Genomic DNA, 14322 nt, shown 5'->3' on the forward strand with positions numbered 1-14322 from the left:
GCTCATCGTATCACCTCCAAAATGTATAATTAATCCAATTCTATCTTTCCTGTTCTTGAGCTTGTATGAGAATCCGCACATTTTCCGAATAGATTGGAATAAATTAGCGCATGATGGTTATTGGACTCACCAAGCATAAAATGAGCGTGCTTAGCCTAAGAATAGAAGAGGACCCTGACAGGCAAGGAGGAAGATAACGTTGTATTACATTAAAGACGCCAAAATCCGCAGAATGCTGGATTACGACGGAGCGCCTTGCGCGGAAGTAGGCGTTCTCCCGGGAGCGGCCGGCGATCCGGCGCTGCTGGTGTACATTGTGGAAGACCGCCGCGAGGACGGCTTCGAGATTATCCGGATTCTGACCAATGACGCCGCTCTGGATACCGATTGGTACGACAACAACATGCACGACGCCTTTGTCGATGTGACAGCCAGCGCTTTTACAGGAAGTCCAATCATGACGCCCGAGGAAGAGCGTTCCAAGTTCCAGCGTGAGCTGTTGATCTTCGGCGATTTGAAAAAACAGCTTGGCGAACATTTCCGCAGCTATCCGTAACGCGAAGCGTGCCGCGGCGGGGACAGCCGTTCCCGCCGATTCTTTTGCCTGCCCGAGGCTTGAAAGTAAGCGCCGTTCCGTTATATAATGATAACGCCTGCGGCAATACATACCTGTGTCCCAGTAGCTCAGTTGGATAGAGCATACGCCTTCTAAGCGTACGGTCGGGGGTTCGAATCCCTCCTGGGACGTAGACAAGAAGCCTTCCTTCGGGAAGGCTTCTTTGCGTTGTCTGAGGGATTAGTTCGGGAAAGAGCGGAACGGGCGGCTGTCTACAGTCGTTCGGGTGCAGGCAAGCCGATAACCTCGAGCGCATCTTTGAGCGTAGCGGCAAAACGTGCGGTAAGCCACAGCCGATATCTTGCTGTCGCCGATTCTGCTCTCAGGATCGGGCAAGCCGTGTAGAACTGATTGAAATGGGTCGCCAACTGATAAGCATAAGAACAGAGCATCTGCGGGGCCAGCGCGGCGGACGCACGTTCCAGCGCATCCGACCATCCTGCGATAGAGCGTATCAGCAGGCGCTCGGCTTGCTCCGGTTCTTCAGGCATGGATTCTGGAGGCTCCATAGGATTCGGGGAGCTGATAGGCTGACCCTTGGACAGCACATTGGAAGCGCGGGCATGGGCGTACATCAGATAAACCCCTGTGTTGCCTGCCATTTCTGTCGCCTGCTTCATGTCGAACACAATCTCCGTATCGAGGCTGAAGCGAAGCAGATAATAACGGATTGCTGCTGCGGCGATCGTGCGGGAAGAAAGTCCCTCCCCGGAGCCCCGGCTATCCGGAAGCGCCGACTCCATCCGGTCCAGCAGTTCGCTGATCTTGATGCCGATCCCTTGGCGGCCAGACATCGCGTAGGAGGATCGTCCGTCCGATATGTCGATCCCGAGTTCCGCTGCCGTAGCCGGGCTCAGCGATACCACCCCGTAAGAAGCGTGGTGCAGGCGCTCGGCCTGACTCCCGTAACCCATGGCTTGGAGCGCCCCGCGTATTACCTGCTGCGGATATTCCTGCCGCACGTCGATGACATTAACAACCGCATCAGCCTTGCCGAATAGACCCGGCTCACCTGAAGGATCTGTAGAAGACACGCCTCCAACGAATTCCGAGTACCGGAGTTCATGGTCCAGCAGGCCGAATTTCCACAGATGATAAGCGATATCTTTGGCCGTATAGGTCAAAATTCCGTTAGAACGGACCAGAACCTTATCTGTCAGATGCGGACTGCATGCAGCAGAGGCGCTTTCGTCCCCAACCCTAAGAACCCAGCAGCCGGCTTGCGGTCCTTCACGTTCAAGAACAAACTTCGAAGTCTTCTTCAGCTGCTTGAATGCGGCGTCCCACAGGCCCTTGCGCACAATGGCGCTCTCCCAGACGAGCACATCATAATGGATGCCAAACCTCTTCATCTCAGCCAAATGTTCACGGATAATCTTCTCGGCGACCAGCGCACCGAACCAGGCGGTGTTATTGTCTCCTGCTTCCAGATCGTGCAGAATCTCGGAACGTCTGTTCAGCAGCTCGGGATGCTGCTCATAGGTCTGATTGATTGCGGCATAGAGGTTCCAGCAGAAATCGCCGAACCGGGATTGGGGACTATCCAGTGGAATTTCCATTAGTCCCACGACCGTGTCGGCAAGCTGGTTGCCCAGGTCGTCAACATAATAATGAACCTCGACCTCACTCCCGGTCCGGCGCAGAAGCCGGGCAAGCGTGTCTCCGATGCAGGAATTTCGCAAATGGCCGATATGCATGGATTTATTCGGGTTCACACTGGTGTGCTCCACGATAGTTTTGCCGGCCCGGCCTGAAAACACGGAGGACGGAGCCCGGCGAGCCCATGCCTTCCAATCTATATATACGTTCAGGAAGCCGGGAGAAGCGATCTCAATTCGATCAATGAGCGGAAGGATTTGTTTCGTTCCCCATAAGCCTTCGCATTCTGCCTTAATCAGCGCCGCGAGCTCCATCGGAGGTCTGCGCAGCTTCCCGGCCAGCTGCATGGCGATGTTGCTGGAATAATCTCCGTGCAGCGGGTTGGCGGGCTGTTCCATCCGCACCGCAATATCCAGACCATCCAGACGGTTCAGGCGGCGAAGCGCCTGCTCCGTCCCTGTTTGAATAACAGCCTCGATCTCTTGTCTCTGCATTCCTGATTCCTCCCGAAATAGAAAAGTCCCCGTCTCTGATAAGAGACGAGGACGGGGCTCGCGGTACCACTCTACTTGCAGGCGAAGAGGCCTGCCGCTTCCCAGATAACGGTCTGCTGCCGGGGTCATCTACTTGGGCATCCGGCGTAGCGCCGTCTCCGCTGTTCAATAGCCCGCCTCCCGGGTGCGCTTCGCCGCACGGATCGTACCGGTTCACACCTGCTCCGGCTCGCTGGGACTGATCCTGCTTCCACGGTTACTCTCCCGATCATCAGCTTGAATATAATTATGTATCAGTATAGCGGAATTTCCGGATCATGCAAGGCCGGCATCCATGCCGAACGCTTCACGAAATCATAGAATAGGGCAAGCCGTTTATCGGAAGCGGCGGAAATCGGAGGTGATTTCAAGTGCCGGAGTATTCAACGGGTCCGATCGACAACCCGCTGACAGACGCGTCCCGCACCACCGCGCAGCTGACAGTTCGCCTGCTCAATGCCCACCCGTCAGCCGCAGCGGGCGTCCTGATCGAGGGGTATATCCTCGGACCGACCCATACGCTTTACGTCAGCGAATACATTGCACTGGCTCCGAACCAGACGAGTGTGCGCACGTACTACGCCAATTTCGACGGACTGGAATACCGGTTCACGGTGAATGAGGAAGCCGGGGATCGGGTGCGGATTTTTGCCGGAGGTATCGGCCCGGACGGGGGATTAAATGCGGTGCATCGGGTGCTGGTCCGTGAACTGCGGGCAAACGGATAAGCGTCCTATACGAACAAGAAAGCGGGGAGAAAATATGGCACTCTATTCGACGGGACCTATTGAGAACGGGGCCAATGCCCTTACCGGGCTGAGACCAACGCAGCAGGTAACCGTCCGTATGGATAACAGCGACGGGCTGGAGACGCTGACTACGCATGTGCGAGGGTATTATATAACCGGCGTTCGCGTGCTCTATGTGGACGAACTGGTGGCTGCCCCGCCGGGAGGATCGGTAACCCGGACCTATTATGCCAACCTGGACGCCCTGGAGTTCGAATTCGAGACAACGGCGGGAGCGGCCGGGGCAGATCCGGTCAAAATTTCGTTCTGGGGCAAAAATTCAGGCGGGCAACTGGTCGATGCCCATCGGCTGGTAGCCGGCGAACTATTTAGCGATTATGGCATCACGGGCCCGGCCGGCCCGACTGGTCCGACCGGAGCGACGGGGGCGCCGGGAGATGTCGGCCCGACAGGCGCAACGGGCCCGACGGGTCCAACCGGCGTGACCGGAGACATTGGCCCGGCAGGCGCAACGGGCCCGACCGGACCGACGGGGGCGACGGGAGATGTCGGTCCGGCAGGCGCAACGGGCCCGACTGGCCCGACCGGCCCGACGGGGGTGATGGGAGATGTCGGTCCGGCAGGCGCAACGGGCTCGACCGGTGCGACCGGCCCTACGGGAGCGACCGGAGATGTCGGTCCGGCAGGCGCAACGGGCCCGACCGGCCCGACGGGAGCGACCGGAGACATTGGCCCGGCAGGCCCGACGGGTCCAACCGGAGCGACCGGTCTCGAAGGCGATACCGGCCCGACCGGTCCGACCGGTCCGACGGGAGATACCGGTCCTGCCGGTCCGGCCGGAGCTACAGGGATTCCCGGAGACGGAGCGGTCATCCCGTTTGCTTCAGGGCTGCCGACGGCTCTGACCACGGTGCTCGGAGGACTGCTGAATACCTCCAGTCTGGTCGGGTTCGGAAGCAATGTTACCGGCATCTCTACGGCGGGGGGCGTTATCGATTTGACCGGAGCGGGCGGAACGCTGCTCAACTTCGCTTTTTCCGTTCCGCGGGACGGTACGGTCACCTCGCTCGCCGCTTATTTCAGCACGACGGCAAGCCTGGCTCTGGTGGGCAGCACAGTCACGATCACCGCCCAGCTCTATCGGTCCGGGGTTCCGGACAACACCTTTACGACTGTGCCGGGCGCTGTTGTAACGCTGACGCCTCCTCTGACCGGAATCGTGGGCACAAACAGCATTTCCAGCGGAGTGACCAGCGGACTTAGCATTCCGGTGACCGCCGGGGAGCGTCTGCTGCTTGTATTCAGCGCCAATGTTACCGCCGGACTGGATGTGGCTTCGACAGTCGCCGGATATGCAAGCGCCGGCCTCTCGATCTCCTAGCGAAAGACGGGACTGCCATGCCAACTATAAGTCTGTGCATGATTGTCCGGGACGAGGAGAAGGCGCTGGCTCGCTGCCTCTCTTCCGTTCTGGGGGTTGCCGACGAGATGATTGTGGTCGATACGGGTTCCGAGGACCGTACGAAGGAAGTGGCGGCCCGCTTCGGCGCCCGCGTCTGCACCTTTGAATGGAGGGACGATTTTGCCGCTGCGCGGAATTATGCCTTCAGTCTCGCATCCTGCGAGTATCTGTTCTGGCTGGATGCCGACGATATTCTGAAAGAGCGGGACCGGGAGCGCATGATGGAGCTGAAGGCCGCGCTTCCTCCCGGCTGCCGCCGCGTAACCATGCCCTATCATCTGGCCTTCGACAGCAGCGGAAATGTCGTCTACAGTCTGCGCCGCAACCGGCTGGTCCGGCGGGAATGCGGATTTCAGTGGATCGGAGCGGTCCATGAGTATCTGGCGGCGGACGGACCGGGACTGAACAGCGAAGTGTGCGTCACCCATCTCAAGGAGAAGGGCCACTCCGACCGCAATCTCCGCATCTACCGGGAACGGGCGGAGCGGGGCGAAGCTTTTACTCCGAGAGATGTCTACTATTACGCCAATGAGCTGAGGGATCACGGACAGTGGAGGGAAGCGGCCGGACAGTATGAGCGTTTTCTTGACGGCGGCCAGGGATGGGTGGAGGACAATATCCAGGCGGGTCTGAAGCTTGCGGAATGCCGGATGAAGCTCGATGACCGGCCGGGCGGATTTCGGGCGTTGTGCGGGACGCTGCTTCACGATGTCCCCCGCCCGGAGAACTGCTGCGCGCTTGGCCATTTTTTCTGGGAAGAACAGCGATTCGGGCAGGCCATCTACTGGTACGAACAGGCGCTGACGGCCCGGCGTCCGGAGAATGGGATGGGAATACAGAACGCGGCGGCGTCTACCTGGCTGCCTCATCTTCAGCTCTGTCTCTGCCATCACCGTCTGGGAGACCTTCGCAGGGCTCATTGGCATAATGAACAGGCGTTGGCGTATGCGCCCTCTCACCCAAGCCTGCTGCACAACCGCCGATACTTCCGGGAGAAGCTTGGACCAGACGGAGACTGTCCGGGGGAAAAGTCAGGAGGGGCCGGGAAGATTTAAGCGGACGGACAGAGGTGGAGAGGCAACGGCCCGCCCGTTTGTCTGCTCCTGCCTTCTTGCCGGGATTGGGAGAAGCTTGTACGTGTATCGCAAAAGAAGCCTTGGCGGATTGCTCCGTCAAGGCTTCTATGGCGTGCGGCGGCAGGGGATGGGCCGGCTCCTGACTTTTGCCGTCCGGCTGTCGCATCTTCTCCCCGGGACCGGTACCGCGCTGTCCGGGTTGCCGCTACAGACCGTCCCGGCATCCGTTACTCGGACTGCCCGGCCGTCCGTGCAGGGGGCTACAGCGACAGCAGGTCCCGTATTTCCTGCTCGCCAAGTGCGGCGAGATCCTCGGAGCCCGGCTGAACGAGCGCGTCGATCAGATCCCTTTTGCGCTGCTGCAGTTCGAACATCTTGTCCTCGACCGTTCCCTGGGCCAGCATGCGGATGACCTGCACCACCCGCTTCTGACCCATCCGGTGAGCGCGGCCTGCGGCCTGCTCTTCAACAGCGGGGTTCCACCACAGATCATAAAGAATGACCGTGTCGGCTCCCGTGAGATTCAGTCCGGTGCCCCCTGCCTTCAGCGAGATGAGAAAAAACTCCGATTCTCCGCGATTATAGCGCTCCGAGAGCCGGACCCGTTCCTCCGGCGGCGTCGAGCCGTCGAGATAGAAGAACGGAACGGCGCGCCGGGCCAGCTCCCGGCGGATGAGATCCAGCATCTCCGTGAACTGGGAGAAGATGAGGGCCCGTTTGCCTGCGCTTCGGCATTCCTCCACAATCTCCAGCAGCTGATCGAATTTGGCGGAACCGCCTTTATAGCCTTCGACGAAGAGCGCGGGATGGCAGCAGAGCTGGCGCAGGCGGGTCAGTCCGGCCAGCACGCGGATGCGGTTGACGCCGAATTCGTCGCGCGTCAGCGCTTTGAGCGTCTCTTTCTGAAGCCGGGCCAGATAGGCGAGATAGAGCTTCTTCTGCTCGGGATACAGCACCGAGGTCTGAACGGACTCGATCCGCTCCGGCAGCTCGGTCAGCACCTCGCTGCGAAGCCGCCGGAGCAGGAACGGCCGCGCCTTGCGGGCGATAGCTTCCCGGGGCATGCCGTGATACGCCTGCTTGTCCGGGAACAGCCCCGGAAACACCGCCCCGAAGATCGACCACAGCTCCTCCTTCGCATTCTCGACCGGCGTCCCCGTCAGTCCGAAGCGGTGCGCGGCGGAGAGCTGCTTGACCGCCTGCGCCGTCTGGGTCGCAGCGTTCTTGATGAACTGGGCCTCATCCAGCAGGAGCGTGTGGAAGCGGCGTCCCCGGTACTTGCGGATGTCGCGGCGCAGCAGCGGATACGACACAATCAGCACGTCCGCGCCGTCGGCGTTGGCGAGCAGCCGTTCCCGCTCCGCCGGCGAGCCGTCAATGACCGCGGCTTTCAGACCGGGAGCGAACCGGGCGAGCTCGGCCAGCCAGTTGTAGACCAGCGAAGCGGGCGCAACGACCAGCGAAGGAGGGAGCGCGTTGTCCGCATCCTTGGCAGCCCGGGCGGGTTCCCTTGCGTCGGCCCCTTTACCGCCCTTGGCATCCCAGCCCTTTCCATTCCCTTCTTCGCCCCCGCTGCTGTTCTCGGGCCGATGCTCCGACAGCAGGAAGGCGATAGCCTGGATCGTCTTCCCCAGTCCCATATCGTCGGCCAGCACGCCGCCGAACCGGTAGCGCGCCAGCGTCTTCAGCCAGCGGAAGCCGGTGCGCTGATAATCCCGGAGCACAGGCGCCAGCGAGGACGGAAGCGGATCGGCGCCGTCCTCCGGATGGCGAATCTCATGAAGCAGCCGGCGCAGCCCGGCGTCGGGCCGGACTACGGCGGCGAATTCGCCGTTCTCCTGCAAGTGTCCGGCCAGCGGCAGCAGCGCATTTACCGGCAGATGGAGCTTCGCGGCTTCCTGAAGATCGGCGGCGCGGACGCCCGCTTCATTCATGAAGGCCAGCAGGGACTGGAAGGCCTCGCCGGTCAGCGGCGCGAGAGCTCCCGACTTCAGCCGGTAGTAACGGCGCTTCTCCTCCAGCGCAGCCAGCACCTCCGCGATTTCCTGGCGGGGGATTCCCTCCAGTTCGAAGGCGCATTCCAGCCAGTCGGTCTTGTCTTCCCAGCTCATGCGGATGCGCGGGGGAGCGGAGGGAATCCGAATCCGCTCCTTGACGGCCGTTGTGGCATAGACCTCCAGCAGCGGCTCCAGCAGAGGGACGGTATCATGCAGGAAGTCGAACTCGGCCTCCTCGCCGCTCATGATAAAGCCGCTCTCCGTGCGCAGAACCGCCTCCTGGTCCATCAGCGCGAGAATCCGTTCCTCGGCTTCCGTGTCCCGCACCACAATCGGGCTCCCGTCCTGCCGCGGTTCCTGCTCCTCCAGCGGATTGAAGACATAATCGCCGTACTGGAATTCCAGCCCGGCGAGCAGCCGCTCCCGGACCCGGTCCAGGTACAGCCTAGCCCGCAGTGGCGTACGGAGAATGCGCCGGGCGAGCGAATCGTCGATCTCCACGCGTCCCAAGAGAGACAAGCCCGGCACCACCGTATCCATAAAAGCTCCCGTCTGGCCCTCTGCGATCCGGATGCCGTCCCAGCCCGCCGAGTCGTTCAGACGCATCAGGGCGGCCAGGCGCTCGGCCCCTCCGGCCGCGAGGCGGATCAGCCGCCCTCCGGCAAGAGCGCAGCCATAGGCAGGCAGGGGAACCACCTGCTCCAGCCCGTCCATTTCCAGCCGGCAGGCGCCGTCTTCCGCGTCTCCCCGCAGGCGGAAGACGAGCGGAAGCGGTCCCGCTCCCGGGCGGAAGGGTTCGGTTGTCCCGTCCGGCCGTTCTACGAGGACGGAGGGCGCCGCCGCAAGCCGGGGAAGCAAGCCCTCCCAGAGCGCCGGAGGGATCGGCAGCGAGCCGGTGTCCGGCGCAGGAAGAGCCCGGTACAGCTTCTCGTCCTGCATGACGCCGAGCAGGCTGCGGATAACTTCGTCGTCCGCAGGAGAGAAGCAGTGGCGGACCGGCTCATAGCGGAAGGAACGGGTCGGCACACAGCGCTCGCCGCGCCGGATGCGTTCAAGGAAGCCCCGGATATCCCGCACCTCCGCCGGACGCTGCGTCCCCGCGCTCATTCCGGCTGCAAGCAGGTTCTCTCCCGCCGCGCCGGGAATCCATTCAAGCCTCCATTCCACCTTCAGCTCCTGCCGGTTCTCGGCATAGACGCCCGCCCGGCTCGGACGGGGAACGGAACGGCCGAAGACCTCCATCAGCCCGCCGACGAGCAGGCGGTCGCGGTCGGCGGCATGTCCGTCCGGAGCAGAGGAGACTTCTGCGGGGGATTCCGCGGAGCCCATACCGGGGCGTCTGACCGGTTGTTCCGGCTCTCCGCCGTCCGTCTCCAGCACGGCGACGAGCAGGGCGGCAATATGGCGGCAGTAAGCGCCGCTGCGGGCATAGTCACCGCAGGTGCATTCGGCCTGCACGCTGCCGTCTTCGTCAATCTCCGCCGCGACCTCGTGGATGCCGTGTTCCTTGACGCGCCCTTCATAGCGCGTAACCGCTGGATGGGAAGAGGAGGGGGCGTCTTCCCGCTGCTCATTCCGCCGCCGCGTCAGGCGGACATTCCCTTCCTTCCATAAGCTTCTCCCGGCTGCGGCCGCCCCGGGACCGCAGAGCAGGGCAATAACCCGCTCCGGAACCGTCAGAGCGCGGCTCATGCTCTGCTCTCCGGCCGGCCCGCTGCCGGCCGAACGCCCCGCCGGTCTTCGCCGGCGGGACTTGTGTGCTTCCCGTTCATGATTCATAACCTCCGTTGAATGTGGGATGTTACCCTCCAGTATACGACGGACGGGACGCGCGCCCAAGTTCAAGACGGATTTCGGGGAAGACCCCGTCATTTTACACGGCCTTAATAAGACGCCTCCCAAGCGCCTCCGCCGCCCGGATTCCGGCTGCGAACTTCATGTTCGCTGAACATTTCCGGGCAACGGCGTTGACAATCGGATCGGACAATAAGAGAAGCAGTTATCCATGCGAAAAGGGTGAATCCACTTGAAAAAAAGTCAATGGTTGTGCGCGGCGGCCGCTTCGGCGCTGATTCTCTCCCAAGGAGCCGGAAGCGTTCATGCGGCCGGCGCCAAGACGCAGGCTGTACCCGCTGCGGCGAAGACGATGGCCGCCTTGGCCGTCAAAGAAGGAACGGTCTCCTGGACGGTGAACGGCCGGACCGTGGCTCTCCAGACCATCGACGCCGGAGGCTATAAGCTGTACGCGGCAGGACAGGTGGCGGCGGCGCTCGGCGCCAGACTGACTGCGGGCGGAAGCGGCCTTGCGGCGGTAAGCAGCGACGGCATACATACGGTAGTGCTTAAGACGGGCTCCTCAGCCTATACCGTGGACGGGCAAGCCCGCTCCTTCAGCGCCGCTCCCGTATCCCACAAAGGCCGGATCTATGTTCAGCTCGGATCGCTGGTGAACGGTCTCGGCGGCGAGGTGCTGGCTTCGGAGGCAAAGCTGCTGCCTGCCGCCCGGCCGCAGGGCGAATTTGATACGCTTCGGGGAGCGGCTGATTCCGTCATCGCCACCCGCGAAGACGGCAAGGGCACCGAGGTGTACCGGTTCAGCCCGGTTCCGGGAAGCTACTCGCTCCTGACCGCCGACGAGCGCGCAGCCGATTTTGCGGTATCGGCCGACGGCCGGTTCGGGGCCTTCACCGACGATACCGGCCAGCTCAGTCTGATCAATCTGGCGACCGGCGCCATTGCTCCGGCCGGTACCGATACCAGCGTCAAGACCGACCTGATCTGGTCGGCGGACGGCAGCCGGATCTATGTGATCCAGGGCGACAAGCAGGAGAAGCTGGCAGCGGTGGACGCTTCGATCGGCTCCCTGACCGAGCTTCTTGCCGACAAGGTGGAGAACAAGTCGGAGCTGCGGGTATCGGCGGACGGAACGAGAGCGGTCTACATCGTCAACCTTACGGGTACCGCCAAGAACGACGCCGACAGCACGGAAGCCTCGCTGACCATCGATTACAGCCAGGCCGGCGAGCAGCTCTACAGCCTGGACCTGACGAAGAAGGACGCGAAGCCGGTGCAGCTTACCAATACGCCGGACAACAAGCTCTTCCCCGAGCTTCTGGCGGACGGAAGCGTCGTCTACTTGAGCGCGGATGCCGAAGGCAGCGATCCCAATGTGCTGAAACGGATCAAGCCAGGCGGAGCCGCCGAAGCCGTGCGTCTGGATATGGAGCCTTCCTGGATGGCGGGCTACGGCGGCGGGCTGATCGTGTCCGGCACGGCAGCGGACGGAACCTCGCGCATCTATACGGTTACAGCGGACGGAACCGCCTCCGAGCTGCTGCGAACCTCGAAGAGCATCGACGAAGTGGCCGTATCCCCGGGAGGCGGCGTATCGCTGGTGAGCGGCGGCAAGCTCTGGTTCGTACAGAACGGCAAAGCCGTGCAGCTGACCCGTTAACTTTCAATTATTCGACATTATACCGGCAAGAAGCCGAAAGGAGAATTCATCCATGAATCTGTTCAAAAAGCTCACCGTTACGGCCCTGACCGCCGTAATCACCGTTACCGCTTCCCTGGCCGGCTCGGCCATGGCGGCCGACAGCCTCAAGGGCAAAATCACCATCAACGGTTCGACTGCCCTGCTGCCGCTGACGCTTCAGGCCGCCAAAGAATTTCAGAAGCTCCATCCGAAGGTCAAGATTGCGGCTTCCGGCAAAGGCTCGGTAACCGGCCCGCAGGCCGTCAAGAAGGGCATCGCCGACATCGGAGCCTGCGACTGGGATGCCAGCATGGATGTGCCGGGCTTCAAGGCGTTCGACGGACAGGTGGCGAACAAAGTCGCAGTCATCCCGTTTGCAACGATCGTCAACAAGAGTGTTGGCGTGGACAATCTGACGACCGAGCAGCTTAAAGGCATTTACGCCGGCAAAATCACCAACTGGAAAGAGGTCGGAGGCTCCGACGCCGACATCGTTGTGGTCACCCGGGCCTTCGGCTCCGGCACCCGCGTCAACTACCAGGCCAAGGCGCTGGGCGGCGGCGACATCGTCAAGAAAGACAAGAATTACAAAGAAGTCGGCTCGAGCGGCGACATGAAGACCGCCATTGCCACCACTCCGAATGCCATCGGCTACATCGACCTCGTCTATGTAACGGGAAGCGACATCAAGGCCGTCAAGTTCAACGGCGTTGCCGCCACGGCGGACAATGTCATCAACGGCAGCTACAAGATCTGGGCATACGGCTACTATATGACCCAAGGTCAGCCGACCGGTGCTGCCAAGGCGTTCATCGAATACGTGCAGAGCGGCAAATTCCAGAACGGCTCCCTGAAGAAGCTGAAATTCATTCCGATCTCGGCCATGAAATAAGGGTATTCCGGGACCCATACATCAATCAATGACACGGCCAGCCCCGTTCATGCGGGGCTGGCCGTTTATGGAGGGACAACACTATGGAATCACAGACCATCGGTACCCCGGCCCCGGGCCGAAAAGCGTCCGCCGCGGCCGGCCGGGCCCGAGACCGGCGCCATGCGCGCCGGCTGATCGCCAACCGGCTGTCGGGGTATTATTTTCGCGGAAGCATCCTTGCCCTGTGTCTGGTGCTGGGGCTTGTGATCGTCTTTATCGGCCGGACGGCGCTCCTGCTCTTCGGGCAGATTTCGCCGGCGGATTTCTTCTTCTCCTTCAACTGGACGCCTGAAGAGGATGCTTTTGGGGCGGCCTCCTTTATCCTGAATACCGTATTGCTGACGCTGCTTACGCTGGCCATCGCGGTCCCGGTCTCGGTTGGCATGGCCGTGCTGACCGCGGAGATTGCGCCGAAGTGGCTGAAAGCCTTCATCCGGCCGACGTTGGACCTCCTGGTTGGCATTCCGTCCATCGTCTACGGGTACCTGGGCCTCACCGTGCTCCTGCCCTTCCTCCGCCATATCAGCGGTGAGAGCCTGGCTGACGGACTGCTCGCGGCAGCGCTCGTACTGGCGCTGATGGTGCTGCCCACCATCACCCGCGTCAGCGACGACGCCATTACCCTGGTGCCGCGCAAATACCGCGACGCTGCCTATGCGCTCGGTTCCACCCGCATCCAGACGATCTTCCGAATCGTCGTTCCGGCAGCGGGGCGCGGCATTCTCTCCGCCGTTATCCTCGGTATGACCCGGGCCATCGGGGAGACGATGGCGGTGGTGATGGTCATCGGCAATACGCCGCAGCTTGCCCGGACGCTGTTCACGCCGGCCTCGGTGCTGACCAGCAATATCGTCATGCAGATTTCGAACGTCGAGTTCGATTCGACATGGAATTATGCGCTTCATATGATGGCGTTCCTGCTGCTGCTGATTTCCTTTGCCATGATCATGATTGTCCGTATTCTGGGAAGAAAGAGAGGCGAGGCCAAATGAAGAACCTCCTCACGGCTCAACCGCGTACGCGCCGGGCGGCGAGAATGGACCGGATGGCAACGGGGGCACTGTATGGGCTGGGAGCGCTTGTTCTGCTGCTCGTCTTCTGGCTGCTGGCCGCCATTCTGAGCAAGGGTCTGCCCGGACTCCGCCTGTCCTTTCTCCTGGGGCAGCCCGAGGAGATCGATCCCGGCGGCGGCATCGGACCGGTCCTGTTCAATTCCTTCTATATTCTGCTCCTGTCTCTGCTGATTTCGGTACCGATCGGCGTCGGCGCGGGAATCTACATGGCGGAGTATGCGCCGGACAACAAGCTGACGGCCTTTCTGCGCATGTGCGTGGAATCCCTCGCTTCGGTTCCTTCCATCGTATTCGGGATGCTGGGACTCGCGATCTTTGCCGAGTATTTCGGCATTGGTCTGACGATTCTCGGCGCAGGCGTAAGTCTGGCAATGCTGAATCTGCCGATGCTGACCCGGGTGACGGAGGAGGCGATGCGGGCCGTTCCGGACGAACTGCGGGAAGCGGGGCACGCGCTCGGAATGACGAAATTCTATATCATCCGCCGGATTCTACTTCCGGTGGCTATGCCCGCCGTGGTGACCGGCATTTGTCTTGTCGCAGGCCGGGCGTTCGGCGAATCAGCGGTTATTATCCTGACTGCGGGTCTCAGCACTTCCGGCGAGATGTGGGACTTTAATCTGTTCTCTCCGGGCGAGACGCTGGCCGTTCATCTCTGGTATGTCCAGTCGGAAGCCATCGTGGAGGATGCCCGGCAGATCGCGGATAAGTCGGCAGCCGTGCTCGTCTTGTTCGTGCTGCTGATTAATCTTGCCTTCCGTCTGCCCATGTGGCGGGCCAAACGCCGTCATGGCGGCTGATTCTGCAT

10 protein-coding genes and 1 tRNA gene are annotated in these 14322 nt (G+C 61.6%); 9 read left to right on the top strand and 2 right to left on the bottom strand.

Annotated features, from left to right (window positions below; genetic code table 11):
- Window positions 1–199: 199 nt before the first annotated feature.
- Together F4V43_RS14630 and F4V43_RS14635 are read left to right on the top strand one after the other, a co-directional pair.
- The gene (locus tag F4V43_RS14630) at window positions 200–556 is read left to right on the top strand and encodes a hypothetical protein (RefSeq protein WP_150458995.1); all 357 of its coding nucleotides are present in this window, start codon (window positions 200–202) and stop codon (window positions 554–556) included.
- Between the two features lie 117 nt (window positions 557–673).
- Window positions 674–747 (top strand) — tRNA-Arg (locus F4V43_RS14635).
- 81 nt (window positions 748–828) lie between these two features.
- On the opposite strand, the gene F4V43_RS14640 is transcribed toward F4V43_RS14635, so the two are convergent.
- Window positions 829–2709, bottom strand: coding sequence for an arginine--tRNA ligase (locus tag F4V43_RS14640; protein WP_150458996.1), 1881 nt, complete (start codon window positions 2707–2709; stop codon window positions 829–831).
- Between the two features lie 410 nt (window positions 2710–3119).
- Here F4V43_RS14640 and F4V43_RS14645 point away from each other — a divergent pair, with 410 nt between their 5' ends.
- The 3 genes from F4V43_RS14645 to F4V43_RS14655 are packed head-to-tail and all read left to right on the top strand — an operon-like array spanning window position 3120 to window position 6014.
- Entirely contained in the window at window positions 3120–3476 is a 357-nt protein-coding gene (locus F4V43_RS14645; protein ID WP_150458997.1) for a hypothetical protein, read from the top strand.
- A gap of 34 nt (window positions 3477–3510) precedes the next feature.
- On the top strand, window positions 3511–4878 hold the full coding sequence (locus F4V43_RS14650; RefSeq protein WP_150458998.1) for an exosporium glycoprotein BclB-related protein: 1368 nt from the start codon (window positions 3511–3513) through the stop codon (window positions 4876–4878).
- A 17-nt stretch (window positions 4879–4895) separates the two neighbouring features.
- Window positions 4896–6014, top strand: a complete 1119-nt coding sequence (locus F4V43_RS14655) for a glycosyltransferase family 2 protein (RefSeq protein ID WP_150458999.1) — start codon at window positions 4896–4898, stop codon at window positions 6012–6014.
- A 281-nt stretch (window positions 6015–6295) separates the two neighbouring features.
- Here the strand turns inward: F4V43_RS14655 and F4V43_RS14660 are convergent, their stop codons facing one another.
- A complete protein-coding gene (locus F4V43_RS14660; protein ID WP_223879907.1) occupies window positions 6296–9811 on the bottom strand; it encodes a DEAD/DEAH box helicase in 3516 nt (1171 codons plus the stop codon).
- 247 nt (window positions 9812–10058) lie between these two features.
- Here F4V43_RS14660 and F4V43_RS14665 point away from each other — a divergent pair, with 247 nt between their 5' ends.
- The 4 genes from F4V43_RS14665 to pstA all read left to right on the top strand — a co-directional run bounded on the left by F4V43_RS14665 (window position 10059) and on the right by pstA (window position 14314).
- Window positions 10059–11486 carry an LpqB family beta-propeller domain-containing protein gene (locus F4V43_RS14665; RefSeq protein WP_150459000.1) on the top strand — a complete coding sequence of 476 codons (1428 nt, stop codon included), beginning with the start codon at window positions 10059–10061 and terminating at the stop codon, window positions 11484–11486.
- Window positions 11487–11538: 52 nt separating this feature from the next.
- Window positions 11539–12399, top strand: a complete 861-nt coding sequence (locus F4V43_RS14670) for a phosphate ABC transporter substrate-binding protein (RefSeq protein ID WP_150459001.1) — start codon at window positions 11539–11541, stop codon at window positions 12397–12399.
- Between the two features lie 83 nt (window positions 12400–12482).
- Complete coding sequence (gene pstC, locus F4V43_RS14675; protein ID WP_150459002.1) at window positions 12483–13433, top strand: phosphate ABC transporter permease subunit PstC; 951 nt, start codon at window positions 12483–12485, stop codon at window positions 13431–13433.
- Window positions 13430–14314: a phosphate ABC transporter permease PstA gene (gene pstA / locus F4V43_RS14680; RefSeq protein ID WP_150459003.1), complete on the top strand. Its 885-nt coding sequence runs from the start codon at window positions 13430–13432 to the stop codon at window positions 14312–14314. Before pstC ends, pstA begins: the two co-directional genes overlap by 4 nt.
- Window positions 14315–14322: the final 8 nt, after the last annotated feature.

This window comes from Paenibacillus spiritus (assembly GCF_008710135.1).
Lineage (GTDB): Bacteria > Bacillota > Bacilli > Paenibacillales > Paenibacillaceae > Paenibacillus_AQ > Paenibacillus_AQ glufosinatiresistens.

Coding starts and splice junctions, on each gene's coding strand:
- F4V43_RS14640 (WP_150458996.1), bottom strand. CDS start 2,709: ATGCAGAGACAAGAGATCGAGGCTGTTATTCAAACAGGGACGGAGCAG.
- F4V43_RS14650 (WP_150458998.1), top strand. CDS start 3,511: ATGGCACTCTATTCGACGGGACCTATTGAGAACGGGGCCAATGCCCTT.
- F4V43_RS14655 (WP_150458999.1), top strand. CDS start 4,896: ATGCCAACTATAAGTCTGTGCATGATTGTCCGGGACGAGGAGAAGGCG.
- F4V43_RS14660 (WP_223879907.1), bottom strand. CDS start 9,811: ATGAATCATGAACGGGAAGCACACAAGTCCCGCCGGCGAAGACCGGCG.
- F4V43_RS14670 (WP_150459001.1), top strand. CDS start 11,539: ATGAATCTGTTCAAAAAGCTCACCGTTACGGCCCTGACCGCCGTAATC.
- pstC (WP_150459002.1), top strand. CDS start 12,483: ATGGAATCACAGACCATCGGTACCCCGGCCCCGGGCCGAAAAGCGTCC.
- pstA (WP_150459003.1), top strand. CDS start 13,430: ATGAAGAACCTCCTCACGGCTCAACCGCGTACGCGCCGGGCGGCGAGA.